Here is a 23,203-nt window from a genome sequence, read left to right as displayed (position 1 = left end):
CCGCATCCTGCTTTCGCTAAAGCTCAAGGTATTCGAAAACAGCAGCGCAAATGCCTCCGACGACGACCAATGCAGTCATGCCGATAAGCCCAAGGCGGGATTGATACTTGGCAATGAGCATAGCTTCGTTTTCATCGTACCCGAGCCGCTCCACCCAGATAAGTCGAGCGCGTCTCTGAGCCCCCGCCATACCGTTCGAACGGATGAACCAGTATGTCGAACCTCTTCTCCAAACCGAGACTCGCTTCTTGGCGGCTTCTATATTGAGGTAGAAGTCTGCGACATAAGCGGCGGCGACCAGGATCGTTATGAGCAGACCTGCTAAATTGCGCACCATCGGAAGACGTGCCTAGCGACGACTATAGGTCGTTGATGTTTGTGCCCTCACCTTGGCGCCCACACCAACAATCCTCCGAAGAACCAAGGAAGAAACAAGACTTCGACCATGATGGCCCAGCGTCGGTATCTTCTGCCTCTTTCGCTGTAAGCGGACGGGTCGCGCCAAAGGGCGGGGCGGCGCCCCTCAAGACGCCAATCTGAATAGCCCCTGAATTGAGCCAATCCCGGTGCCAGGTGTCGGCGCATCTGCCGGATGAACCAGGCGTCCGCAACGCCTAGACTCATTATGCCCAACGGCCAAATCAAAGCGATCGCGTTTGAGGCGAATGACATCACAGTTTCGTCTCTGTCATGAGATTCTGTTTAGCACATCAATGCAGTGATGTCGTCTCTTGGCCTATCTGCGAAGTCGCGACATAAGCCATTAGAGTCAGCTTAGCAGGGCGGAGCGGACTTGCTCCCTCTGAGGTCTTCGCGTTTTGTCCCAACCGAAACCGGAGACGCTTTTTCTTCGCGCGAAACGGTATGCGCTTCGTTCGAAAAACGCTCCAAAGCGCGACGAGATTTGGATGAATCGTCGTCGCGCTTTGGATTGTTGTTGACGCATGATCTTCCCGAAAAACCGCTTCGCGCGTTTCCGGATCATGCTCCAGCGCTAGCGCTTCGGTCGCTTGAGGTCGGCGACTTGAAACTTGTTGCCGGCGGAGAGGCTGCTGCAGATCCAGTAGGCTCTGTTGCGGTAGTCGCCCAGGAACACCTTGGTCTCGACGCAATCCACGTAGTTCTTGTGAGTGATGGTGTCTGTGCAGGTCGGCGAGAAAGGTGCATCGGTTGTCCGCCGCCCGACTCGCTGCACCCGACCCAGGGATCCTTGCCGCGTCTGAAGCTTGTTTGACAGCCACCGTTGCAACTGCTGGCGCGCTTCTCCAACGCGGCAATCCTCGCCAATGGTGAACCCGGTGCTGGCGATGGCGTTCGACCGGACGACGGTTGAGCGGTTGCCGATCGGATGTGGCGGGTTGACGATGTCGGGCGAGATGTCCCGGTGTTGACCGCCTGCTTCGGCCTTGCCGCCTGCTTCGGCGCATCGACCGTGACGGAGGGAACCTGGGTGGGGGAGCTTGTTGCGGTTTGCGACACCGCCGGGCTGCACAGCAAGACCGTTGACAAGAAAGCGAAGGCTGAGGGCGCGACAAATCCTGACGACAATCTCATGACATGTCGCATTGCCTCGCCTTAATTGTTACCGGATCCTAAGCCGTTGCCTCACGTAAATTGCTCCCCTGGACCGGGAACGAGCGAGGGGCGGAGATGGGGTGGCTAAGCATGGCAACGCGGAAGGAACTGACGGCGGCGGCAGGCGTGCGCTATCGGCGGTCGGATCGCGCGAAGAAGGCGCGGATATTGGACGAGTTCGTCGACATCACCGGATTCCATCGGAAGCATGCGATGCGTCTACTTCGAAACCAGGAAGGCGTACATCCGGGCCGACGGGCGCGACGTCGGATATATAATGAAGCAGAACACACCGCACTCGTGCTGCTTTGGGAGGCGTCAGACCGCATCTGCGGGAAGCGACTGAAAGCATTAATGCCCGCGCTGATTGAGGCGATGGAACGGTACGGGCACCTCGACCTTGCCCCTGAGATTCGCACCAAACTTTTGGCGATGAGCGCTGCGACGATCGACCGCGCCTTGGTGCGGGTTCGAGAAAAATTGGGTCGCAAGCGCCGGCGGCACGCGGGGCATTCCCTGCGTCGCAGTATTCCAATACGGACTTCGGCAGATTGGAATGATCCGGCGCCGGGATTCGTCGAGGCCGACCTTGTAGCGCATAGCGGTCCATCTGCGCGCGGCAGCTTCATCCAGACCCTCGTGCTCACCGACATTGCTACCGGCTGGACAGAGTGCGCACCTCTGATCGTGCGCGAACAGACGCTGGTGAGCACGGTGCTGACGGAATTGCGCAAGCAATTGCCTTTTGCGCTGCTCGGCTTCGACACGGACAATGACACCGTGTTCATGAATGAGACGTTGAAGGCCTACTGCGAGGCGGCCAACATTGTCTTCACGCGTTGCCGTCCCTACCGGAAGAATGACCAGGCGTTCGTCGAGCAAAAGAACGGCGCCGTCGTGCGCAGGATGGTCGGCTATCGTAGGTTCGAAGGCCTGGAGGCGGCCAAGCTACTGGCGGAACTCTATCGGTCAGCGCGGCTGTTCGTAAACTTCTTCCAACCTTCGTTCAAACTGTTAGCCAAGCAGCGCGACGGTGCTCGTGTACGTAAGACATACAGCGCGCCGGCAACACCCCACCAGCGCCTGTCAGCGGACGCCCGCACGCCTGATGCGGTCCGCCACCATCTCCAGGAAATCTATACCGCTCTCGATCCGGTCACGTTGTTGCGCGACATCCGCGACGTGCAGGAGCGCCTCGCGGCGCTCGCGGATATCCAACCATCCGCCCATCCTGCTGCGGCATCACAATCGATTGATCGCTTCCTGGCAAGCCTGCGAACGGCCTGGAAGGACGGCGCCACGCGCCCGACGGATCGGCCAATCGTGAAGGCTAAAAGGGGCCGGCGTCGTCCCGATCCGCTTATCCGGGCAACGTCAGATTTGAGAAAATGGTTTGAAGCCGAGCCTTGGCGGACCGGCAGCGAACTGCTCTCGCGCCTGCAGGTGGAATATCCTGGAGACTATCCGAACAAGCTTCTTCGAACCCTTCAACGTCGGTTGAAATCCTGGCGCAGCGAGCAAGCGAATGCGCTGCTGTTTGCTTCAGAAAAAATGCCGCCAGGGCATGAGGTCACAACACCCCAATGACGTGCGAGGTGCCAGCGGAGGAGGCCGGGCGCTCCGAAACCCCGGCCATCTCCGCACCCGGCCTCCTCCTCAACTCAGGCCAGGAGCAAAATAAATGAGGCAACTGATCGCGCCCGGGAGCATCGATATGTGAGGCAATACGATCATCCAGGTGTCTTTCGCGGTGACGCCGAGCGCCTCCATCGCGTGCAGATAGGCGCGCTCCTCGGGCTTGCCGAAGCCGTGCTCGCCCTCGATCTGGATGTGGTGGAAGCGGTGCGCCAGCTCGAATCGCTCGACCTTGGCGCGCTGCATGTCGGCGGCGCCGTTGGTCACCAGCGCCAGCTTGATGCCGAGCGCCTTCAGCCTGTCGATCGCTTCATGCGCGCCGGGGAAGACGAACATCTCCTCCTCGCGATAGGCGGTGAAGCGGTCGGCGAGGCGGATGGCGAGGTCGTCGGGCAGCGCGCGATGGCCGGCCGCCGCGAGCGCGGCAAAGCCGCCCTTGACCGTGAGGTGCCGCGCCTCGGCGAGCTTCATCCGCCATGCGGCTTCCGCGTTCGCCCAGAAGTTTCGCGCGAATGCCAGCACGGCGGTCGCGACCTGCGCCGGCGGCAGCGGCGCCAGCTCCTCGGCGAACTCGTTCGCGATCGTGTTCCAGGCGATCTCGGGCCGGCCATAGGCCGACAGGATGGTGTCGTCCATGTCGATCAGCATGGCGCGCGGCAGCGGCCTCGGATTGGTCATGGCCATTTCACCTCCGGCGGCAGCGACGACAGGATGGAGTCCACATTGCCGCCGGTCTTGAGCCCGAAGATGGTGCCGCGGTCGTAGAGCAGGTTGAACTCGACATAGCGCCCGCGCCGGATCAATTGCTCCTCGCGGTCCGCAGCCGTCCAGGCGCTCGCGAAATTGCGCCGGACGATGTCAGGGTAGATCTTCAGGAAGGCGCGGCCGACATCCTGGGTGAAGGCGAGGTCGGCGTCCCAGTCGCCGCTGTCGTGCCAGTCGTAGAAGATGCCGCCGATGCCGCGCGCCTCTTTCCGGTGCGGCAGGTAGAAATATTCGTCGCACCACGTCTTGTACTTGTCGTAGTCGGCAACGCCGTTCGGCTGCGCGCAGGCTTCCTTCATCGCAGCGTGGAAGGCGATGCTGTCGGCATCGTCCTGCTTGCGCCGGCGATCCAGCACCGGCGTGAGATCGGCGCCGCCGCCGAACCAGGCTTTGGTGGTGACGACGAAGCGCGTGTTCATGTGCACGGCGGGCACATGCGGATTGCGCATGTGCGCGATCAGCGAGATGCCGGACGCCCAGAATTTTGGATCCTCCGCGGCGCCGGGGATCTGAGCCCGAAACTCGGGCGCGAATTCGCCGTGGACGGTCGAGCAGTGCACGCCGACCTTCTCGAACAGCCGGCCATGCATGATCGACATCACCCCGCCACCGCCGGCCGCGCCGGTGTGGTCGGTGCGCTGCCAGGGCGTACGTTCGAAGCGGCCGGCCTCGCCGGGATAAAGGGCTTGTGGCGCATCATCCTCGAGGCGCTCGAAGCTCGCGCAGATGTCGTCGCGCAAGCGCTCGAACCAGGCGCGGGCGCGCGTCTTGCGGTCGTCGATTGTTGAGGCGTCCATACTCTATTCCCAAACGAACCTGCCGTAGGGTGGGCAAAGGCGCGCTTGCGCCGTGCCCACCAACTTTCACCGTCGTCTTGAATGGTGGGCACGCTGCGCTTTGCCCACCCTACGAGATCGAGATCGTAGCTAGTCTTGCGGACCGTAATAGGTGCAGCTCTCGTTGCAACTGTCGCGGTGGATGCTGACGCGGGTCAGCTTGCCGATATGCTGTAGCCGCTCCCAGACGAAGCGTGACAGGTTCTCCAGCGTCGGTTTGCCCAGCGCCTCGATCTTGTTGAGGAACTTGTGGTCGAGCGTGAGCCGGACATCCTCGATGGCGCGCTGGAGCAGGCCGAGATCGACCACCATGCCGGTCTCAGGGTCGGGCGTGCCGCGCACGGTCACCTCGGCGCGGAAGGAGTGGCCGTGGATCTCTTCGCTCGCTGCGCCAAAGGTCGTCCCCGACAGCGAATGCGCCGCCTCGAAGCGGAACGATTTCGTCAATTCCCACATCTGTTCGAAAACCAATCCTATCTGATGCCGAGCGATTTATGCGTCTGCACGCTGAGCCGCCATTGCGGATGATGCAGGCAGTAGTCGATCGCCCGTGCGGTGTTCTCGGCGACCTCCGGCCCGTCCATCGGCTGCAGCGAGAAGCGTTCGAAGGCGAGGCCTTCGAACGTCTCGGGCGCGGCGAGGGCCTGCGGATAGACCAGCTTCAACTCGTGGCCGCGGCGCAGCACGAGCTCGCTGCCGCCCTTCGGGCTGACGCAGATCCAGTCGAGCCCGTCGGGCGGCTCGATCGTGCCGTTGGTCTCGACGCCGATCTCGAAGCCGCGCGCATGGAGCGCCGCGATCAGGGCGTCGTCGACCTGGAGCAGCGGCTCGCCGCCGGTCAGCACCACGTAGCGGTTGGCGGCTGATGCCGTCCATTGTGCGGCGATGGTGTCGGCGAGTTCCGCGGCCGAGGCGTAACGGCCGCCCAGCGTGCCGTCGGTGCCGACGAAATCCGTGTCGCAGAACTTGCAGGTCGCATCCCCGCGGTCGGCCTCGCGGCCGCTCCAGAGGTTGCAGCCGGCAAACCGGCAGAACACGGAGGCGCGTCCGGCATGGGCGCCTTCGCCTTGCAGGGTCAGGAAGATTTCCTTGACCGCGTAACTCACTGCTCTCTCCTCAATCCTGTGGACCGCAATCCTGTGGACCGCTCGGGTTCCGGACCTGCCGCAGCGCCTCGCCTGCGGCCATCGCCGCGCTCATGGCGACATTGAGCGATCGCAGCCCTGCCGCGACCGGGATCACCAGCCGCGCATCGGCGGCCTCGACCACCGCGTCGGTGACGCCGGCGCTCTCGCGTCCGAATAGCAGGATGTCCGACGTCTGGTAACGAAAATCGCGGTAGTCGGTGGCGGCCTTGGTGGTGAACAGCAACAGGCGGTAGCCTTGGCCTGCGCGCCAGTCCTCGAACTTCGTCCAGGAGTCGTGCCTGACGATACTGACATGGTCGAGGTAATCCATTCCCGCCCGGCGGAAATGCCGGTCGGAGACCGGGAACCCCGCAGGTTCGATGATATGGGCGGTCATGCCCAGACATGCGCACAGCCGGAGAATCGTGCCGGTGTTCTGGGGAATGTCAGGCTGGAAAAGCGCGATCTGCATGGGGCGGCTGCGGGTTGGTTGCGGGCCGGAAATGTCTCAATAAAACATCGCCCGCCGGGGAATTCGTGCATTGCACGCTTCCCCGCCGTTAGCGGGCTTGCGCTCGCCCGGCAAGGGTGCCAATAGAACGATTCTGGACTCCTGTTTTCGCCCTGTTTTGGTGGGGACAAGCGAAGTTCTGCCGCCGCGGGGGGCCGCGGGCGCCGGCAGCACTGTTCCGGGGACCTTTGGGGGGCCCCTGGAACGGTTCCACCGGCAGCATAAGAAGAAAGGGTTGGAATCGTGACGACAGCGTCTTCGGCGGACCATCCGACACGCCGTGATTTCTTATTCGTTGCAACGGGGGCAGCTGCAGCAGTAGGGGGCGCGGCCGCGCTCTGGCCCTTCATCTCTCAAATGAATCCTGATGCCTCGACCATCGCCGCCGGTGCGCCGATCGAGGTCGATCTCAGCCCGATCGCCGAGGGCCAGGACATCAAGGTGTTCTGGCGCGGCAAGCCGATCTACATCAGCCACCGCACCAAGAAGCAGATCGACGAGGCGCGCGCCGTCAACGTGGCGAGCCTGCCCGATCCGCAGTCCGACGAGGCCCGGGTCAAGGCCGGCCACGAGCAGTGGCTGGTCGTGATCGGCATCTGCACCCATCTCGGCTGCATCCCGATCGCCCATGAAGGCAATTACGACGGGTTCTTCTGCCCCTGCCATGGTTCGCAGTACGATTCGTCCGGCCGCATCCGCCAGGGGCCCGCGCCCACGAACCTGCCGGTGCCGCCGTACCAGTTCGTTTCCGACACCAAAATCCAGATCGGCTGAGCTTCGGACCTGCGTCCGAAGCCTCGCGCCGTCTCGTCGTAGTTATTTCCTCAGGATCGCATCATGAGCGGACCATCCGACTACCAGCCGAGCAATCCGGCCCTGCAATGGATCGAGCGGCGCCTGCCGATCTTTGGTCTCATCCATTCCTCCTTCGTCGCCTATCCCACCCCGCGCAACCTGAACTACTGGTGGACCTTCGGCGCCATCCTCTCCTTCATGCTCGGGCTGCAGATCCTGACCGGCGTGATCCTGGCGATGCACTACACGCCGAACGCCGATCTCGCCTTCAAGTCGGTCGAGCTGATCGTCCGTGACGTGAACTACGGCTGGCTGCTGCGCAACATGCACGCGGTTGGCGCGTCGATGTTCTTCGTGGCCGTCTACGTCCATATGTTCCGTGGCCTTTACTACGGGTCGTACAAGGAGCCGCGCGAGGTGTTGTGGATCCTCGGCGTGATCATCTACCTCTTGATGATGGCGACCGGCTTCATGGGCTACGTGCTGCCGTGGGGCCAGATGAGCTTCTGGGGCGCCACCGTCATCACCAATTTGTTCTCCGCCATTCCCTATGTCGGCGAGAGCATCGTGACGCTGTTGTGGGGCGGCTATTCGGTCGGCAACCCGACACTGAACCGCTTCTTCTCGCTGCACTATCTCCTCCCGTTCGTGATCGCGGGCGTCGTCGTGCTCCACGTCTGGGCGCTGCACGTCGCCGGCCAGAACAATCCTGATGGCGTCGAGCCGAAGACGGAAAAGGACACGGTGCCGTTCACGCCGCATGCGACCATCAAGGACATGTTCGGCGTCGCCTGCTTCCTGCTGCTCTACGCCTGGTTCATCTTCTACATGCCGAACTATCTCGGTGATGCCGACAACTACATTCCGGCGAACCCGGGCGTGACGCCGCCGCATATCGTGCCGGAATGGTATTACCTGCCGTTCTACGCGATCCTGCGCTCGATCCCGAACAAGCTCGCGGGCGTCATCGCGATGTTCGGGGCGATCATCATCCTGTGCTTCCTGCCCTGGCTCGATGCCGCCAAGACCAGATCCTCGAAGTACCGCCCGCTGGCCAAGCAGTTCTTCTGGATCTTCGTCGTGGTCTGCATCCTGCTCGGCTATCTCGGCGCGCAGCCGCCGGAAGGCATCTACGTCGTTGCCGGTCGGGTCCTGACGGTGTGCTACTTCGCCTATTTCCTGATCGTGCTGCCGCTGCTCTCGCGCATCGAGAAGCCGCGGCCGGTGCCGAACTCGATCTCGGATGCGGTGCTCGCCAAGACCGGCAGCCGATCGACGCCGATGGTGTCGACCGCGATCGTGCTGGCGCTCGCCGGTTCGCTGTTCGCGGGCTCGATCGACAGCGCGAAGGCCTCCGAAGGCAGCGACACGCCGCCGGGCATCAAATGGTCGTTCTCTGGCCCTTTCGGTAAGTTCGACCGCGGTGCGCTCCAGCGCGGCCTGAAGGTCTACAAGGAGGTCTGCGCAAGCTGCCACGGCCTGTCCTACATCGCCTTCCGCAACCTCGCCGAGCCCGGCGGGCCCAGCTATTCCGTGGCGCAGGCGGCGGCCTTCGCTTCCGAGTACAAGGTCAAGGACGGTCCGAACGATGCCGGCGATATGTTCGAGCGTCCGGGCCGGCCGGCGGACTATTTCCCCTCGCCGTTCCCGAACGAGCAGGCCGCGCGTGCAGCGAACGGCGGCGCGGCGCCGCCCGACCTGTCGCTGATCACCAAGGCGCGCTCCTATAAGCGCGGCTTCCCCTGGTTCATCTTCGACTTCTTCACCCAGTACCAGGAGCAGGGCCCGGACTACGTCGCGGCGGTGCTTCAGGGCTTTGAGGACAAGGTGCCGGAGGGCGTCACCATCCCGGAGGGCTCGTACTTCAACAAGTACTTCCCGGGCCACGCCATCAAGATGCCGAAGCCGCTCAGCGACGGGCAGGTGACTTATGACGACGGCTCGCCGACCACGGTCGCGCAATATTCCAAGGACGTCACCACGTTCCTGATGTGGACCGCCGAACCCCACATGGAAGCGCGCAAGCGCCTCGGCTTCCAGGTGTTCGTGTTCCTGATCATCTTCGCCGGCCTGATGTATTTCACCAAGAAGAAGGTCTGGGCCAGCTCGCACTGAGCGGCGCGAGGCGAGACGAGATGAAAAAGCCCCCGCAAGGGGGCTTTTTTGTTGGCTCAACTCTCCGTCATTCCGGGGCGATGCGTCAGCATCGAACCCGGAATCTCGAGATTCCGGGTTCGCACTTCGTACGCCCCGGAATGACGGGAGTGTGGATTGCCTATCGCGCGCACAGCCGCCAAAATACCGCCAACCGCTCCCCCAGAAACTCACCGGAGGACACCATGGGAACCGCCATCACCTTCAAGCGCCCGGACGGCAAGGACGCATCGGGCTATCTCGCCAATGCCGCGCGCGGCAATGCGCCGGGGGTGGTCGTGATCCAGGAATGGTGGGGCCTGTCGGACCAGATCAAGGGCCTGTGCGACCGCTTTGCGCTGGCCGGCTTCGATGCGCTGGCGCCTGATCTCTACAAGGGCAAGGTGGTGCCGTATCACGACACGGATTCCGCCAACAAGGAAATGAACTCGCTCGACTTCATGGACGCCACCACGCAGACCGTGCGCGGTGGCGCGCAGTACCTGTCGCGCAACGGCGCCAAGGTCGGGCTAACAGGCTTCTGCCTCGGCGGCGCCGTGACCATCATCGGCGCGACCAAGATCCCGGAGCTCGCCGCCGGCGTCGTGTTCTACGGCATCCCGCCGGAGCAGGCCGCCAAGCCCGCCGACGTCAAGATCCCGCTGCAGGCCCATTTCGCCAACAAGGACGATTGGTGCACGCCGGAGCTGGTCAACGGTTTTGAGAAGGCCATGAAGGCTGCCGGCAAGTCGCTGGAGCTGTTCCGCTATGACGCCGAGCACGCCTTCGTCAACGAGCAGCGCCAGGCCGTGCACGACCGCGAAGCCGCCGAGCTCGCCTGGGGCCGGGCGACGGAGTTTTTCCGGAAGCATCTGGGGTAAGACCGGAGCGACCGATCGGGAGCAGCGGAGCATGTCGACGTGGTCCTTCACGCGCCTTCTTGGGCTGATCATTGGATCGATGGCCGGCGTTGCCAGCGTCATCGCGCTGACGACGGTTCAGGCGGCGGCGCAGCAGGCATTCGTCACGCTGAACGGCGACCTCAAGAAAGAGGCCTGGTGGGTCATTGCGGATTTCCACCCGTTCACGACCGAGGTTCGCGGCATCCCCGCGAACCAGATCCACAAGAGCTGGTGCAAGGCGACCGAATTCCGCAAGGACCTGATTCCGAAAGAGCTGTTGTTCGAAGGTGGTGTCGATGTGATGCAGTCAGCCGGCATGTCGTTTGCCGTCGAAGGCCGCTTCGACGGCACGGCGGCAAGGCAGGTCGCGGTGGTCGGCGTCTTTCAGGAATGCGCCGGCCCGAAGGGCCGGTTCATCCTGATCCTCGATCACCCCGCCGACGGAAACCCCAAGGTCCGGTTTGTCAACGCCGTGCACACGGACCGTCAGTTCGGTGCGCTTCGGAAGGGGAAGGGCGGCACGCTGGTCGCCTCGGCGTGCATGGAATGTGACGATACCTCTGTCCTGAAATGGGATCGGAAGAAACGCAAATTCGACTGGGTGCCTCAGGCCGACGAGCTTTAGTCACGCGCAGCAATCGCCGGCTGACGGGCGCTTCAGTCCGAACTAGCCCAGGTTCCAGCCCTTGACGCCGTCCCCCGGGCATGGTGAGTATCCCGCCCATGAGCACCGCCGTCCGCCCAGCCCGTCTTTGGTGGCGCACCTCCTGACGAGGTGGCCGGTGCGATTTCTATTCTCAAAATCGTCGAAGGTCGCCAGCACAGCGCGGCGGCCTGATCGTTTGTCCTGTGTGGCGTTCCCTCGGCAAGTCTCGTAAGAGGACCCCAAGAGGATCACATGAACAGGACAGTCTTTGCCCTCCCGGCCCGAAGTGAATACGCGACCCGCGCGGGTCTCGCGATCACGCGCGTGGCGGAGCAGTTTACCGGCGGCGCCAACAGGCTCGACGATCTTGTGAGCCTGCTCGACCGCCGCCGCGGCGTGGTGCTGTCCTCGGGCACGACCGTGCCCGGTCGCTACGAGAGCTTCGACCTCGGCTTCTCCGACCCGCCGCTCAAGCTCGAGACCACGGGCGTCAATTTCAAGCTGGAAGCGCTGAATGAGCGCGGGCAGGTGCTGATTGCCTTCCTCGCGGACGTCTTGCGCGAGCCCTGCGTTGTCATCTCCGAGAAGACGGCGACGCGCCTTGCCGGCCACATCATCCGCGGCGATGCGCCGGTCGAGGAAGACCAGCGCACGCGCCGCGCCAGCGTGATGTCACTGGTGCGCGAAATCGTCGCCGCCTTCTCCGCCAATGATGACGGGCTGCTCGGCCTGTTCGGGGCCTTCGCCTACGACCTCGTGTTCCAGATCGAGGACCTCGTGCAGAAGCGTCCGCGCGAGCAAGACCAGCGCGACATCGTGCTGTACGTGCCCGATCGCCTGCTGGCCTATGACCGCGCCACCGGCCGCGGCGTGGTGCTCACCTACGACTTCGCCTGGAAGGGCAAGTCCACGGAAGGCCTGCCGCGCGAGACCGCCGACAGCCCGTATCTGAAGACGCCGCGCCAGGGCTTCGCCGATCACGCGCCCGGCGAATATCAGGCCACCGTCGAGACCGCGCGCGCGGCCTTTGCCCGAGGCGATCTGTTCGAGGCGGTACCGGGCCAGCTCTTCGCCGAGCCCTGCGACCGCTCGCCGGCCGAAGTGTTCCAGCGCCTCTGCGTCATCAACCCGTCTCCTTACGGCGCGCTGATGAATCTCGGCGAGGGTGAATTTCTCGTCTCGGCTTCGCCGGAAATGTTCGTGCGCTCGGACGGCCGCCGCGTCGAGACCTGCCCGATCTCGGGCACGATCGCGCGCGGCACCGATGCGATCGGCGACGCCGAGCAGATCCGCCAGCTCCTGAACTCGGAGAAGGACGAGTTCGAGCTGAACATGTGCACCGACGTCGATCGCAACGACAAGGCGCGCGTCTGCGTGCCCGGCACGATCAAGGTCTTGGCGCGTCGCCAGATCGAGACCTACTCGAAGCTCTTCCACACCGTCGATCACGTCGAGGGCATGCTGCGCCCCGGCTTCGACGCGCTCGATGCCTTCCTCACCCATGCCTGGGCCGTCACCGTCACCGGCGCGCCAAAGCTCTGGGCGATGCAGTTCGTCGAGGATCACGAGCGCTCGCCGCGGCGCTGGTATGCCGGCGCCATTGGAGCTGTGAATTTCGACGGCAGCATCAACACCGGCCTCACCATCCGCACCATCCGCATGAAGGATGGCCTCGCCGAAGTGCGCGTCGGCGCCACCTGCCTGTTCGACTCCGATCCGGCCGCGGAAGACCGGGAGTGCCAGGTCAAGGCGGCCGCGCTGTTCCAGGCGCTGCGCGGCGATCCGCCAAAACCGCTGTCGACCTTCGCGCCCGATGCCACCGGCTCGGGCAAGCGGGTGCTGCTGATCGACCACGACGACAGCTTCGTGCACATGCTCGCTGATTATTTCCGCCAGGTCGGCGCCAGCGTCACCGTGGTCCGCTATGTGCATGCGCTCGACATGCTCAAGCAGAAGAGGTGGGATTTGCTGGTGCTGTCGCCCGGCCCGGGCAGGCCCGAAGATTTCGGGATCAGGAAGACGATCGATGCGGCGCTGGAGAAGAAGCTGCCGGTGTTCGGCGTCTGCCTCGGCGTGCAGGCGATCGGCGAATATTTCGGCGGCGAGCTGGGCCAGCTCACCCATCCCGCCCACGGCCGGCCCTCGCGCGTCCAGGTGCGCGGCGGGCGGCTGATGCGCAATCTGCCGAACGAGATCGTCATCGGCCGCTATCACTCGCTCTATGTCGAGCGCGACAGCATGCCCGAGGTGTTGAACGTCACCGCCAGCACCGAGGACGGCGTCGCCATGGCGCTGGAGCATAAGACCCTGCCGGTTGCAGGCGTGCAATTCCACCCGGAATCGCTGATGTCGCTCGGCAACGAGGTGGGCTTGCGTATTGTTGAAAACGCCTTCCGGCTGGATGCGGGGGCGAATTGAGTGCATGCTTCATGCTCGTCATTCCGGGATGGTGCGCAAGCACCAGACCCGGAATCTCGAGATTCCGGGTTCGGCTACGCACCGCCCCGGAATGACCAGTGAGAGATAGAATGACCTTTGACCACGACATCAAGGCGAGCGTCCGCACCATCCGCGACTATCCCAAGCCGGGGATCATGTTCCGCGACATCACGACCTTGCTCGCGGACGCGCGCGCCTTCCGCCGCGCCGTGGATGAGCTCGTCAATCCCTGGGCCGGCAACAAGATCGACAAGGTCGCTGGCATGGAGGCGCGCGGTTTCATCATCGGCGGCGCGGTGGCGCATCAGCTCTCGGCCGGCTTCGTGCCGATCCGCAAGAAAGGCAAGCTGCCGCACACGACGGTGCGGATCGCCTACTCGCTCGAATACGGCATCGACGAGATGGAGATGCATGTCGACGCGGTCGCGCCCGGCGAGCGCGTGATCCTGGTCGACGACCTCATCGCCACCGGCGGCACCGCGGAGGGTGCGGTGAAGCTGCTGCGCCAGATCGGCGCCAATGTCGTCGCGGCCTGCTTCATCGTCGACCTGCCCGAGCTCGGCGGCGCCGCCAAGCTGCGCGCCATGGACGTGCCCGTGCGCACGCTGATGTCGTTCGAGGGGCACTGAGCGGCGAGGGGGCGGAGGACTTCGCCCGCGAAATTTTTGCCTACGACCGCTGCAGGATCAGGCTGAGCTCCAGCTCCCGGAAGGCGAGGTAATTCCTCCGGGTCCACTGGTGCAGCTCGGTGGAGTGGTCCTTCTCCTGGCGCAGATAGCCGGTGAAGGAGAAGTTCAGCCGGTCGATATAGGTCTTCAGGAAGCCGGGCAGCGCGGGCAGGCGGAACAGCCGGCCGCCGGCCATCGCAGGCGGCAGCTCGCCGCGCACGACATATTCATTGTCCACCGTGATCAGGTTCATCCGCGGGATCTGTCCGCGCAGCATCTCGTGGGCGCGGGCCGAGACGCGGTCGGTGTCGGCGACGAACAGGATCTGGGGCGCGACATGGCGGCGCGCCGCCTCCTTGAGCAGGCCGATCTCCTCGGTCATCTTGAAGAACTCGTCGAAGGCGTGGAAGCCGAGGTCGATCACCTTGGAGAGCCCGTCATCGACGATGACGCGGTCCATCAGCTGCATCTTGCCGTAGGTGTCGATCACGTCGGCGGTCTCGGTGATCTTCGGCAGGTAATCCAGCAGCGACGGCTCCTTCAGGTTGACGTCGAAGGCCGCCACGTTGCCGTTCTTGAGCAGCAGGAATTCGCTCAAGAGTCGCGCCAGCAGGGTCTTGCCGACCTGCGGGCGGGGCGAGCAGATGATGTAGACGGGGGTCGCGGGCATCGACAGCTATATCAGGCCAACTCACCGCCCAATCCAGCCGTATCAGCCCCGCTTGCGCAACTATTTTTCGCTGTTGCGGGTCGCCGGCTTCGAACCGACGATGTCGGTCAGCCGGATGCGGTCGAACTCGCTCCAGACGTTGGCCAGCCAGTGCCGGACATAGCCGCGCAGCACGAACGAATAGTTCGCGGCCTCGTCGCTGATGCCCTTGTTGGCGACGAATTTCAGGAACGGAACGGATGAGACCTCGACCTGCTCATAGGCCATTTCGTTGAGCTTGGGGATCGTGAGCTCGGTCGCGTCCTTGATGCGGTGGAAGTAGGAATTGTAGGTCGACTGGTCCCACTGGAAGAACTGGGTGTCGTTGATGAAGTTCTTCACCAGGAAATATTTCGCGCCGGTCATGAAGCCCGCGGTCTCGGCGATCTCCTCCAGCGAGGCGATCGAGGGTCCGAGGATATGGAACACCGCAAAGGTGATCTGGCCGGCCTTGGCGGCATCGAGGAAGCCGATGTCGCGGAGCGACGCCAGCGCCGGCGAGAGCAGGCCGGCGCGGACGTCGATGACGGTGACCGAAGGGCTGACCGCGTTGAGCGTGTCGAAAATCTTCATCTGGTCCGACGTCGTCGTCATGTCGACGATCTCGGTGATGTCAGGGTGGAAGCGCTTCAGGGTTCCGCGCGGCGATTCCGTGTCGAAGGCGCGGGTCGGCACGTTGTTGGCTGAGAAATAATCGAGCAGGGTGCGCGATACCGTGGTCTTGCCGACCCCGCCCTTGTCCGCGCCCACCACAACCACTGCTGGCTTTGCCATTGCTGTCCCCTAACGCGCGCCCCCGATCGCGAGGTCGCAATCGGCCGGGCCCCAAATCGATGTCCCAAAAGACGTCCCAAGTCTGCTGTTGGGCGCGAACATGGCAGAAACAAGGGAGAATTCAATTCCTTGCGCCCCGGTTGCGGCAATTCCCGAGGATTTTCCCGATCGGTGTCAAACCCGCAACGAACCGCGGCCGATCGCGTGGCTCAGTGGCGGCCCCACGGTCCCATCGGATTGGTTGCTGGGCCGCCTGAGGGGCTTGGTGCGGGAACGGGCGGCGGGTCGGCCGGACCGGCTGCATCGCCCCATGGCCCCTGCGACAGCGGCGGCGGGCTATCCTGCGCCCCGGGTTGTTCCGTCTCGGACTGATCCGTCTCGTCAGTGGGGTCGGGCAGCGGACCGGGATCACGGCCGCCGGCGAACTTGACCAGGGCATCAACCCGGGACTGCACGGAGGGGTGGGTCGCGAACAGGTCGGCAAAGCCTTCGCGCGGATTGTCGACACAGAGCTCCATCACGGCCGAGGTCGCACCGGGCAGCTCGCCGCGATTCTCGATCTTGCGCAGCGCCGAGATCATGGCATCCGGATCTTTCGTCAGCTCGACCGAGCCTGCGTCGGCGAGATATTCGCGCGAGCGCGATAGCGCGAGCTTCACCACCTGCGACATCAGCCAGGCCACCACGATCAGCACGACCGCGATGATGATGACGATCACCGCGCCGCCGCCCGAGCTCTTGCTGTCGCTGCTCGAGGAGGACGAGCGCGACGACGAGGAGGAGCCCGAGGACCACGAGCCGCCGGAGTTCCAGCTCAAATTTGTGAACAGGCGGAAGAACAATTCGCCGAAGAAGCCGACCACGCCGGCGATGATGACGGCGACCACCATGAGCTGGACGTCGCCGTTCCTGATGTGGGTCAGCTCGTGGCCCAGCACCGCCTCGATCTCCTTGTCATTCAGCGCGTTGAGGAGGCCGGTGGTGACGGTGACCGAATATTGCCGCGGGTTGAGGCCGGTCGCGAACGCGTTCAGCGCCGGGCTCTCCATGATCTTCAGCTTCGGCATGGTGATGCCGCGCGAGATGCAGAGGTTTTCGAGCAGATTGTAGAGCCGCGGCTCCTCCTGCCGGGTGACGTCGTGGCCGCCGGTCACCGCATCGATCATCGACTGGTGGAAGAAATAGGCGATGACGACCCAGACCGCCGTCACGATTGTCGCGACTGGCGCAGCGACTTTCAGATCATGGAAAGCGTGGCTCAGGTAGAAGGCGACGGTCCGGTTGCTGTCGATGAGCACTTCGGCGATCAGCGCGCCGGCATAGACCAGCACGTAGACCAGCGCGAACAGGCCACCGAGCAGCAGCATCGAACGAAACTTGTTCGAGGCGATGTGCGTGTAGAGACCATACGCGGCCATGGCTGCTTCCGTTTAATCACCGTCATTCCGGGGCAGGCCGGAGGCCTGAACCCGGAATCCCGAGATTGGTGATCTGGATGAGATTCCGGGTTCGATGCTGCGCATCGCCCCGGAATGACAGCATCTGTTGCGCACGCTCAAATCAGAACTTCACCTGAGGAGCGGCCTCGACCTCGGTGCGGCTGGCGCCGAGATCGAAGAAGTCCTTCCTGGTGAAGCCGAACATGCCGGCGAACAGCGCTGCGGGCATCTGCTGGATGCCGGTGTTGTATTCCTGGACCGCGTTGTTGAAGAAGCGGCGGCTCGCCGCGATCTTGTTCTCGAGGTCCGACAGCTCGCTGGCAAGCTGCTGGAAATTGGCGTTGGCCTTGAGGTCCGGATAGGCCTCCGACAATGCGATCAGCCGGCCAAGCGCGCCGGAGAGCTGGGTCTCGGCGGCGGACACCTGCGCCGGCCCCTGCGCCGACATCGCCGAATTGCGCGCCTTGATCACGTCGTCGAGCGTGCCGCGTTCATGCGAGGCATAACCCTTCACGGTCTCGACCAGATTCGGGACCAGGTCGTGGCGCTGCTTGAGCTGCACGTCGATGTCGGCAAAGGCCTGGCCGACGCGCTGGCTCAGCGCCACCAGGCGGTTGTAGGCACTGAAGGCCAGGAACACGAGGACGACGATGACGCCGAGAACGATCCAGCCGGTCGACATGGAGAACTCCTGAAGGGGAAAGAAGCGGGCGCTAGGGTAGACCAAATTGGCGCGGAGCGAGAGCCCCGGCGCGGAGGGGAGGTAAGGCTTGGTCGAATGAGGAACCGTCCGAGTTCAAGGCAAAAGCCCTGAACGAGGTTAACTTTCGGAAATGACGGCATCGCCCCAGCGCCAGCGACGGGCGCTCGCGTAGGCGGCCTTGTCGCGGCGTGGGACCTTCGCGAGCTCAACGCCGTCCTCGGTGCAAAGCTTCGCCGCAATCTCGGCCTTGCCGACATCCGGCGGCGCCAGCACGCGCGTGGCGCGGCTCTCGGGCGCCGCGCGGGTCAGGGCGACGTAGATGAAACGCTCGTCCTCGAACGGCACCTCGGCGCCCTTGATCTGCCGGTGCGCCTGCGAGCGCGGCAGGCGCTGGGAGAAATGGCACCAGTCGGGTGCGGTGAGCGGGCAGGCTCTTTCGTGCGGGCAGGGGGCGGCAACGTAAGCGCCGGCTGCGATCAGCTGCTGGCGCAGCGCGAGGATGCGGGCGTAGCCGGCGGGCGTGCCGGGCTCGATCACGACCAGCGCGTGGCGTGCTTTCGCCCACATCGCCTCTGTGAGCTTGCGCTGGTCGGCTTCGCTGAGCTCGCCGATGATGTAGCTGGCGATGACGAGATCGGCTTGCGAGACCTCGGCGAGATTGCCGCCGGCATCACCGGGCAAATAGCGGCACTCCGCCAGCCGTATGCTGTCGCGCGCCAGTTCGAGCGCAAGGCGGCTCAGGGTGGCGTTGGCGTCGAGCAGGGTAAAATCCTGCAGCGACGGAAAGGCTTCCGCGGCGGCCCAGCTCGCGGTGCCCGGACCTGCGCCGACATCGAGCAGCGTTTCAGGCGCAAGGCTAGGTGCGATCTCGGTCAGCGCGTTGAGGCTTGCAGCGACGGCCGCATAGGTCGCCGGCATCCGCGCGAGCGCATAGGCGAGCGCATCGGCTTCCGACTTGATCGTGCCGGAGCCGCCGCCCGCGCGATAGGTGGTCGAGATCTTCTGCGAGCGTTGCGCGGCGTCGGTGCGTGAAAAGCCCTGGAGCTTGCCGTCGAGGGCGGCCTTCAGTTCGGCGGGGAGGGTGGGAGAGATCATGTTTACCCACCGTCATTCCGGGGCGCGCGTAGCGCGAGCCCGGAAGTTCGAGATTGTAGCGCGAGATTCCGGGTTCTCGCTTCGCGAGCCCCGGAATGACGCCGGAGATATCACGCCACGTTCTGGTCGAGAATGTCCACGGCCTCGGCGAGGCTCACCGACACCAGCTGCGACACGCCGCGCTCGGCCATGGTGACGCCGAACAGCCGGTTCATCCGCGCCATCGTGATCGGATTGTGCGTGATGATGATGAAGCGCGTGTCGGTCGAGCCGGTCATCTCGTGCAGCAGGTTACAGTAGCGTTCGACGTTGTGGTCGTCGAGCGGCGCGTCGACTTCGTCCAGCACGCAGATCGGCGAGGGGTTGGTGAGGAACACCGCGAAGATCAGCGCCATCGCGGTCAGCGCCTGCTCGCCGCCCGAGAGCAGCGACAGTGTCTGCGGCTTCTTGCCCGGCGGTTTTGCGATGATTTCGAGACCGGCTTCCAGCGGGTCGTCGCTCTCGATCAGGTGCAGCGCGGCCTCGCCGCCGCCGAACAGCTCGACGAACAGGCGCTTGAAGTGGTTGTTGACGACCTCGAACGAGGTCAGCAGCCGCTCGCGGGCTTCCTTGTTGAGGCTCTGGATACCCTGGCGCAACCGCTTGATGGCTTCGACCAGGTCGTCGCGCTCGGTGACGAGGCCGGTGTGCTGGGTCTCGACCTCGCGCAGCTCTTCCTCGGCGCGCAAATTGACTGCGCCGAGGCGCTCGCGATCGCGGCGCATCTTTTCGAGGTCTTCCTCGATGTCGTGCAGCGCCGGCAGCTCCGCGCCCGGCTCGATCTCGGCGAGGCCGGCGACTGCCTGAGGCTCGACCTCCAGCATGTCGCGGATCTCGCGCTCGATGTCCTCCAGCCGGCGGCGGGCGCCTTCCATGCGCTCCTCGGCGCGGGCGGTGGCCTCGCGCGAGCTGGAGAGCGCCTCGAGGGTCAGCTTGGCGACGCGGTCGGTCTCGGCCATCGCGGTCTCCGCGGTGGCGAGCGCGTCGGCGGCCATGCGGCGGTCGTTCTCGGCGTATTCGATCTCGGTGATCAGCGCGCTGCGCTTCTCGGCGAACACCTGCGGCGCGTTTTCGAGATCGCTGCGCTCAATCGTGAGTTCGGCGATACGGGCCTGGATGGTGTCGATGTGGGAGGCCGCGCTCTCCTTGCGGTTTTGCCACTCGGTGCGCTCGGCGAGGATCGCCTGCACGCGGCGGTCGGCAAGCTCGGCCTCGCGCGCCAGCGCCTGCGCTTCGGCGCGGACCTGCGCGGCCATGCGGCGATGAGCCTCGATGTCGCTGCGGACGGCGGCCAGACGAGTCTCGGTGTCCTCGCTCGACGGCAGCTCGGAGATGCCGGCGGCGGCGTATTCATGCGCGGCCTCGGCCTCGGCGCGGTCGGCGGCGAGGCGGCTGTGCGCTTCCGACAGCGTCGCCTTGCGCGCGGCGTGGCGGCTGATCTCGCGCTCGGCCGTGGCGTGGCGCTCACGCGCGGCGTTGAGCTCGCGCTGCGCGGCGCGCCAGGCTTCGCGGCTCGCGCCTTCGGTGCTGGCCGCCATCTGCAGCTCGGACTCGGCATTCTCCAGCGCCTGACGCTTGATCTGCGCGTCGATGCGGGCCTGCTCCAGCTCGTTCTCGATGTCGACGAGGCGGGCACGCTCGGCAAGGCGGCGCGCGGCGCCGGTCGGGGCGTGAGCTGCGGCAACAAAGCCGTCCCAACGCCAGACGTCGCCCTCGGGCGAGACCAGCCGCTGGCCGGTCTTGAGCTGCGAGACCAGCTCGGCGCCGCGCTCGCGCGGCACCACGCCGATCTGCGCCAGGCGGCGGGCCAGCTCGGCCGGCGCCTGCACGTGGTTGGCGAGCGGAACGGCGCCTTCGGGCAGCTCCGGGTCACCCTCGGTGTGTCCGACATTGGTCCAGCGCATCGGCGCCGACGGGTCGATCGGCGCGTCGAGGTCGTCGCCGAGCGCAGCGCCGATCGCCTTCTCAAAGCCCTTGTCGACGGTGATGCCGTCGATGATCGGCGGCCACAGATTCTTGGTCTCGCCGTTGACGATCTTGGAGATCGTGCGGGCTTCCGTCTCGAGGCGCTGCACGCGCTTGTCGGCCTCGTTCAGCGGCGAGCGCGAGGATTCCAGCGTCTGGCGTGCCGCGACATGCGCGGCTTCGCTCGCCTGCGCCGCGGCTTCCGAAGCCGCGAGCGTCTGCTCCGCGGTTTCGACCAGAGCGGTCAGCTCGTCGAGATCGCCAAAGCCGCCGGTCGCTTCAGTGAGCTTCTGCTCTTCGGCGGCGACGTTCGCGATCTCCTGGTCGAGCCGGGCGAGCTTGTCGCGGTGGGTGCGGACGTTGGCCTCGAGCTGGTTGCGCTTGGCGGTGAGGTCGGCGAGCGCGGTGGTGAGCTCGGCGAATTGCTGCTCGGTCTCGGTCAGCACCGCCTCGGCCTCGGCGACACGCTCGTCGACGCCGGAGCGCTTCTCGACGCGCGACTTGATCTCTTCCTTCAGCTCGGCGTCTTCGGTGTCGAGGCGCTGAAGCGCGACGTCGGCGTCCATGGTTTGTTGCTGAGCACGGGAAATGTCGCCTTCGAACTGGGCGAGACGGCGCTCGAGCTCGGCGACGCGCTCCTTGGCGCGCTCTTCCTCGCGGTCGAGCAACTCGCGGGCATTGGTCAGGCGCTGCAGGCCGGCGGCGGCGCGCGCTTCGGCATCGCGCAGCGCCGGCATCTCGGCGGCGCGGATCGCCTGGATGCGGGCGGCTTCGGCCTGGTGTTGGGTGCGTTCGGCCATCTCGCGCACGGCGAGATCATGGGTCTGGCCGGATTCGTTGACGTCGGCATGGGCACCGATCCAGCGCAGGTGGAACAGCGTGGCTTCGGCCTTGCGGACCTTGGCCGCGACCTCGCGATAGCGCACGGCCTGGCGGGCCTGCTTCTTCAGGCCTTCCATCTGGCCGGAGAGCTGGCCGATCACGTCCTCGACGCGGGTGAGGTTGGTTTCGGCCGCCTTCAGCCGCAGCTCGGCCTCGTGGCGGCGGGCGTGCAGGCCGGCGACGCCGGCGGCGTCTTCCAGCACGCGGCGGCGCTGCTCGGGCTTGGCCTGGATGATCTCGCCGATCTTGCCCTGGTGGACGAGCGCCGGCGAGCGCGCGCCGGTGGCGGCATCGGCGAACAGGATCTGCACGTCGCGGGCGCGCACGTCACGGCCGTTGATGCGGTAGACCGAGCCCGCTTCGCGCTCGATGCGGCGGGAGATTTCGAGAAGCTGGCTGTCGTTCATCGCCGCAGGCGCGGTGCGATCGGCATTGTCGATCGTCATCGTCACTTCGGCGTGGTTGCGCGCCGGACGGTTGCCGGAGCCTGCGAAGATCACCGCGTCCATGTCGGCGGCGCGCAGCGACTTGTACGACGTTTCGCCCATCGCCCAGCGCAGCGCTTCGACGAGATTCGACTTGCCGCAGCCGTTGGGTCCGACGACGCCGGTCAGGCCGGGCTCGATGACGAAGTCCGTGGGCTCAACGAAGGACTTGAAGCCGTGAAGTCGCAGGCGGGTGATTTTCATAAGCACGCATCTCTGTTGGCAGGCGCGAATCCCCCTGCCGGGACACTACCATGGAAGGCAATGTCGCTATCCGGGGCGAGTCGCGCGAGGCGCCTCATGCGGCTGGACAATGGCCGCGGTGCGCCGCGAGGGCAACCGGCGAAAGCCGCTTTTCCCAAGGGATTTATGCCGGGAAAGATACGGCTTTCGAGATGCGAATCAGGATCTTGACGAGCGAATCAGCTCTTCAGCAGCGGGTTGATCTTCTTGGCGAACTCCTCGAACGAGGCCTCGCCCTTGATCTTCTCGCCGTTGATGAAGAAGGTCGGCGTCGAATCCACCTTCAACACGTCGCTGGCGTATTTCTGGTCGGCGGCGATCTTGTCGAGCAGCGCCTGGTCCTTCAGGCAGGCTTCGACCTGCTGCTGGGTGAGACCGGCCTGCTTGCCGATCCGCGTCAGCGTCTCGGTGGTGTTCTTCAACACCCAGTCGTTCTGCTGGCGGAACAGCATGTCGGTGACGGCGAAGTATTTCGGCGCGTCGTCCTTGGCGATGCAGCGCGAGAGCATCGAGCCGGCGGCCGCTTTGATGTCGAGCGGGAACTCGCGGAAGATGTAACGCACCTTGCCGGTGTCGATGTACTCCGACTTGATCTTGGGGAACACCTGCTCGTTGAAGGCGGCGCAGTGCGGGCAGGTCATCGAGGCGTATTCGGTGATGGTGACGGCGGCGTCCTTCGGGCCGAGCGCCATGTCGGGCAGCGACACCGGCTTCGCCACATCGGCGGCCGACTGCGCCATCGCCTCGGAGATGAACCGCAGCGGCGAAAGCCCGGCGACCGCGGCAAGCCCGGTCAGCGACAGCATCGTGGTGAAGGCGCGGCGGGTGATGATCAAG

Annotated in this window: 21 protein-coding genes; 7 read left to right on the top strand and 14 right to left on the bottom strand. The window is 64.8% G+C overall.

Translation table 11 applies throughout. From position 1 onward, the window contains the following. Window positions 1-16: 16 nt before the first annotated feature. Window positions 17-337, bottom strand: a complete 321-nt coding sequence (locus tag ACVJ19_RS40850; protein WP_453954707.1) for a hypothetical protein — start codon at window positions 335-337, stop codon at window positions 17-19. Window positions 338-994: 657 nt separating this feature from the next. Then, window positions 995-1,492, bottom strand: a complete 498-nt coding sequence (locus ACVJ19_RS40845; RefSeq protein ID WP_453954706.1) for a hypothetical protein — start codon at window positions 1,490-1,492, stop codon at window positions 995-997. Window positions 1,493-1,650: 158 nt separating this feature from the next. Between ACVJ19_RS40845 and ACVJ19_RS40840 the strand changes: the two genes are divergently transcribed. After that, on the top strand, window positions 1,651-3,162 hold the full coding sequence (locus ACVJ19_RS40840) for an ISNCY-like element ISBj12 family transposase (protein ID WP_011084703.1): 1,512 nt from the start codon (window positions 1,651-1,653) through the stop codon (window positions 3,160-3,162). Between the two features lie 69 nt (window positions 3,163-3,231). Here ACVJ19_RS40840 and ACVJ19_RS40835 read toward each other — a convergent pair whose 3' ends face one another. From ACVJ19_RS40835 to ACVJ19_RS40815, 5 genes are all read right to left on the bottom strand, one after another. After that, window positions 3,232-3,894: an HAD family hydrolase gene (locus tag ACVJ19_RS40835; protein WP_453954705.1), complete on the bottom strand. Its 663-nt coding sequence runs from the start codon at window positions 3,892-3,894 to the stop codon at window positions 3,232-3,234. Next, window positions 3,885-4,772, bottom strand: a complete 888-nt coding sequence (gene hemF, locus ACVJ19_RS40830; RefSeq protein ID WP_453954704.1) for an oxygen-dependent coproporphyrinogen oxidase — start codon at window positions 4,770-4,772, stop codon at window positions 3,885-3,887. The genes ACVJ19_RS40835 and hemF overlap by 10 nt, the downstream gene beginning before the upstream one ends. A 129-nt stretch (window positions 4,773-4,901) precedes the next feature. Continuing rightward, the gene (locus ACVJ19_RS40825; protein WP_453955309.1) at window positions 4,902-5,267 is read right to left on the bottom strand and encodes a 6-pyruvoyl trahydropterin synthase family protein; all 366 of its coding nucleotides are present in this window, start codon (window positions 5,265-5,267) and stop codon (window positions 4,902-4,904) included. Between the two features lie 17 nt (window positions 5,268-5,284). Then, complete coding sequence (gene queE / locus ACVJ19_RS40820; protein WP_453954703.1) at window positions 5,285-5,917, bottom strand: 7-carboxy-7-deazaguanine synthase; 633 nt, start codon at window positions 5,915-5,917, stop codon at window positions 5,285-5,287. A gap of 10 nt (window positions 5,918-5,927) precedes the next feature. Further along, window positions 5,928-6,410, bottom strand: coding sequence for a tRNA (cytidine(34)-2'-O)-methyltransferase (locus ACVJ19_RS40815; protein WP_453954702.1), 483 nt, complete (start codon window positions 6,408-6,410; stop codon window positions 5,928-5,930). 282 nt (window positions 6,411-6,692) lie between these two features. Here ACVJ19_RS40815 and petA point away from each other — a divergent pair, with 282 nt between their 5' ends. From petA to ACVJ19_RS40785, 6 genes are all read left to right on the top strand, one after another. Beyond that, window positions 6,693-7,223 (top strand): ubiquinol-cytochrome c reductase iron-sulfur subunit, encoded by a 531-nt coding sequence (gene petA, locus ACVJ19_RS40810; RefSeq protein ID WP_453954701.1) that lies wholly within the window; start codon window positions 6,693-6,695, stop codon window positions 7,221-7,223. Between the two features lie 63 nt (window positions 7,224-7,286). Further along, window positions 7,287-9,359, top strand: coding sequence for a cytochrome b/c1 (gene fbcH, locus ACVJ19_RS40805; RefSeq protein ID WP_453954700.1), 2,073 nt, complete (start codon window positions 7,287-7,289; stop codon window positions 9,357-9,359). Between the two features lie 224 nt (window positions 9,360-9,583). Further along, on the top strand, window positions 9,584-10,258 hold the full coding sequence (locus ACVJ19_RS40800) for a dienelactone hydrolase family protein (RefSeq protein WP_453954699.1): 675 nt from the start codon (window positions 9,584-9,586) through the stop codon (window positions 10,256-10,258). A gap of 31 nt (window positions 10,259-10,289) precedes the next feature. Next, complete coding sequence (locus ACVJ19_RS40795) at window positions 10,290-10,904, top strand: hypothetical protein (RefSeq protein ID WP_453954698.1); 615 nt, start codon at window positions 10,290-10,292, stop codon at window positions 10,902-10,904. 273 nt (window positions 10,905-11,177) lie between these two features. Further along, window positions 11,178-13,343 carry an anthranilate synthase component I gene (locus ACVJ19_RS40790; RefSeq protein WP_453954697.1) on the top strand — a complete coding sequence of 722 codons (2,166 nt, stop codon included), beginning with the start codon at window positions 11,178-11,180 and terminating at the stop codon, window positions 13,341-13,343. 110 nt (window positions 13,344-13,453) lie between these two features. Further along, complete coding sequence (locus ACVJ19_RS40785) at window positions 13,454-13,993, top strand: adenine phosphoribosyltransferase (RefSeq protein ID WP_453954696.1); 540 nt, start codon at window positions 13,454-13,456, stop codon at window positions 13,991-13,993. Window positions 13,994-14,033: 40 nt separating this feature from the next. On the opposite strand, the gene ACVJ19_RS40780 is transcribed toward ACVJ19_RS40785, so the two are convergent. From ACVJ19_RS40780 to ACVJ19_RS40750, 7 genes are all read right to left on the bottom strand, one after another. Continuing rightward, on the bottom strand, window positions 14,034-14,702 hold the full coding sequence (locus ACVJ19_RS40780) for a hypothetical protein (RefSeq protein ID WP_453954695.1): 669 nt from the start codon (window positions 14,700-14,702) through the stop codon (window positions 14,034-14,036). A 60-nt stretch (window positions 14,703-14,762) separates the two neighbouring features. After that, window positions 14,763-15,515, bottom strand: coding sequence for a hypothetical protein (locus ACVJ19_RS40775; RefSeq protein ID WP_453954694.1), 753 nt, complete (start codon window positions 15,513-15,515; stop codon window positions 14,763-14,765). 209 nt (window positions 15,516-15,724) lie between these two features. Continuing rightward, the gene (locus ACVJ19_RS40770; RefSeq protein WP_453954693.1) at window positions 15,725-16,933 is read right to left on the bottom strand and encodes a M48 family metallopeptidase; all 1,209 of its coding nucleotides are present in this window, start codon (window positions 16,931-16,933) and stop codon (window positions 15,725-15,727) included. 142 nt (window positions 16,934-17,075) lie between these two features. Continuing rightward, window positions 17,076-17,636 (bottom strand): LemA family protein, encoded by a 561-nt coding sequence (locus ACVJ19_RS40765; protein WP_212347695.1) that lies wholly within the window; start codon window positions 17,634-17,636, stop codon window positions 17,076-17,078. Window positions 17,637-17,774: 138 nt separating this feature from the next. Then, window positions 17,775-18,752 carry a small ribosomal subunit Rsm22 family protein gene (locus ACVJ19_RS40760; protein WP_453954692.1) on the bottom strand — a complete coding sequence of 326 codons (978 nt, stop codon included), beginning with the start codon at window positions 18,750-18,752 and terminating at the stop codon, window positions 17,775-17,777. Between the two features lie 110 nt (window positions 18,753-18,862). Beyond that, the gene (smc, locus tag ACVJ19_RS40755) at window positions 18,863-22,327 is read right to left on the bottom strand and encodes a chromosome segregation protein SMC (protein ID WP_453954691.1); all 3,465 of its coding nucleotides are present in this window, start codon (window positions 22,325-22,327) and stop codon (window positions 18,863-18,865) included. 218 nt (window positions 22,328-22,545) lie between these two features. Next, a complete protein-coding gene (locus tag ACVJ19_RS40750) occupies window positions 22,546-23,202 on the bottom strand; it encodes a DsbA family protein (RefSeq protein ID WP_453954690.1) in 657 nt (218 codons plus the stop codon). Window position 23,203 lies beyond the last annotated feature (1 nt).

It is taken from the genome of Bradyrhizobium sp. USDA 376, from assembly GCF_054063675.1.
Note: the sequence above shows the minus strand (reverse complement) of the source record. Positions and strands in the feature narration are given on the sequence as shown.

What these genes read in the sequence shown, in the direction of transcription:
- ACVJ19_RS40850 (WP_453954707.1), bottom strand. Translation starts at nt 337, where the DNA reads ATGGTGCGCAATTTAGCAGGTCTGCTCATAACGATCCTGGTCGCCGCC.
- ACVJ19_RS40840 (WP_011084703.1), top strand. Translation starts at nt 1,651, where the DNA reads ATGGGGTGGCTAAGCATGGCAACGCGGAAGGAACTGACGGCGGCGGCA.
- ACVJ19_RS40835 (WP_453954705.1), bottom strand. Translation starts at nt 3,894, where the DNA reads ATGGCCATGACCAATCCGAGGCCGCTGCCGCGCGCCATGCTGATCGAC.
- hemF (WP_453954704.1), bottom strand. Translation starts at nt 4,772, where the DNA reads ATGGACGCCTCAACAATCGACGACCGCAAGACGCGCGCCCGCGCCTGG.
- ACVJ19_RS40825 (WP_453955309.1), bottom strand. Translation starts at nt 5,267, where the DNA reads ATGTGGGAATTGACGAAATCGTTCCGCTTCGAGGCGGCGCATTCGCTG.
- ACVJ19_RS40815 (WP_453954702.1), bottom strand. Translation starts at nt 6,410, where the DNA reads ATGCAGATCGCGCTTTTCCAGCCTGACATTCCCCAGAACACCGGCACG.
- fbcH (WP_453954700.1), top strand. Translation starts at nt 7,287, where the DNA reads ATGAGCGGACCATCCGACTACCAGCCGAGCAATCCGGCCCTGCAATGG.
- ACVJ19_RS40800 (WP_453954699.1), top strand. Translation starts at nt 9,584, where the DNA reads ATGGGAACCGCCATCACCTTCAAGCGCCCGGACGGCAAGGACGCATCG.
- ACVJ19_RS40795 (WP_453954698.1), top strand. Translation starts at nt 10,290, where the DNA reads ATGTCGACGTGGTCCTTCACGCGCCTTCTTGGGCTGATCATTGGATCG.
- ACVJ19_RS40790 (WP_453954697.1), top strand. Translation starts at nt 11,178, where the DNA reads ATGAACAGGACAGTCTTTGCCCTCCCGGCCCGAAGTGAATACGCGACC.
- ACVJ19_RS40785 (WP_453954696.1), top strand. Translation starts at nt 13,454, where the DNA reads ATGACCTTTGACCACGACATCAAGGCGAGCGTCCGCACCATCCGCGAC.
- ACVJ19_RS40780 (WP_453954695.1), bottom strand. Translation starts at nt 14,702, where the DNA reads ATGCCCGCGACCCCCGTCTACATCATCTGCTCGCCCCGCCCGCAGGTC.
- ACVJ19_RS40775 (WP_453954694.1), bottom strand. Translation starts at nt 15,515, where the DNA reads ATGGCAAAGCCAGCAGTGGTTGTGGTGGGCGCGGACAAGGGCGGGGTC.
- ACVJ19_RS40770 (WP_453954693.1), bottom strand. Translation starts at nt 16,933, where the DNA reads ATGGCCGCGTATGGTCTCTACACGCACATCGCCTCGAACAAGTTTCGT.
- ACVJ19_RS40765 (WP_212347695.1), bottom strand. Translation starts at nt 17,636, where the DNA reads ATGTCGACCGGCTGGATCGTTCTCGGCGTCATCGTCGTCCTCGTGTTC.
- ACVJ19_RS40760 (WP_453954692.1), bottom strand. Translation starts at nt 18,752, where the DNA reads ATGATCTCTCCCACCCTCCCCGCCGAACTGAAGGCCGCCCTCGACGGC.
- smc (WP_453954691.1), bottom strand. Translation starts at nt 22,327, where the DNA reads ATGAAAATCACCCGCCTGCGACTTCACGGCTTCAAGTCCTTCGTTGAG.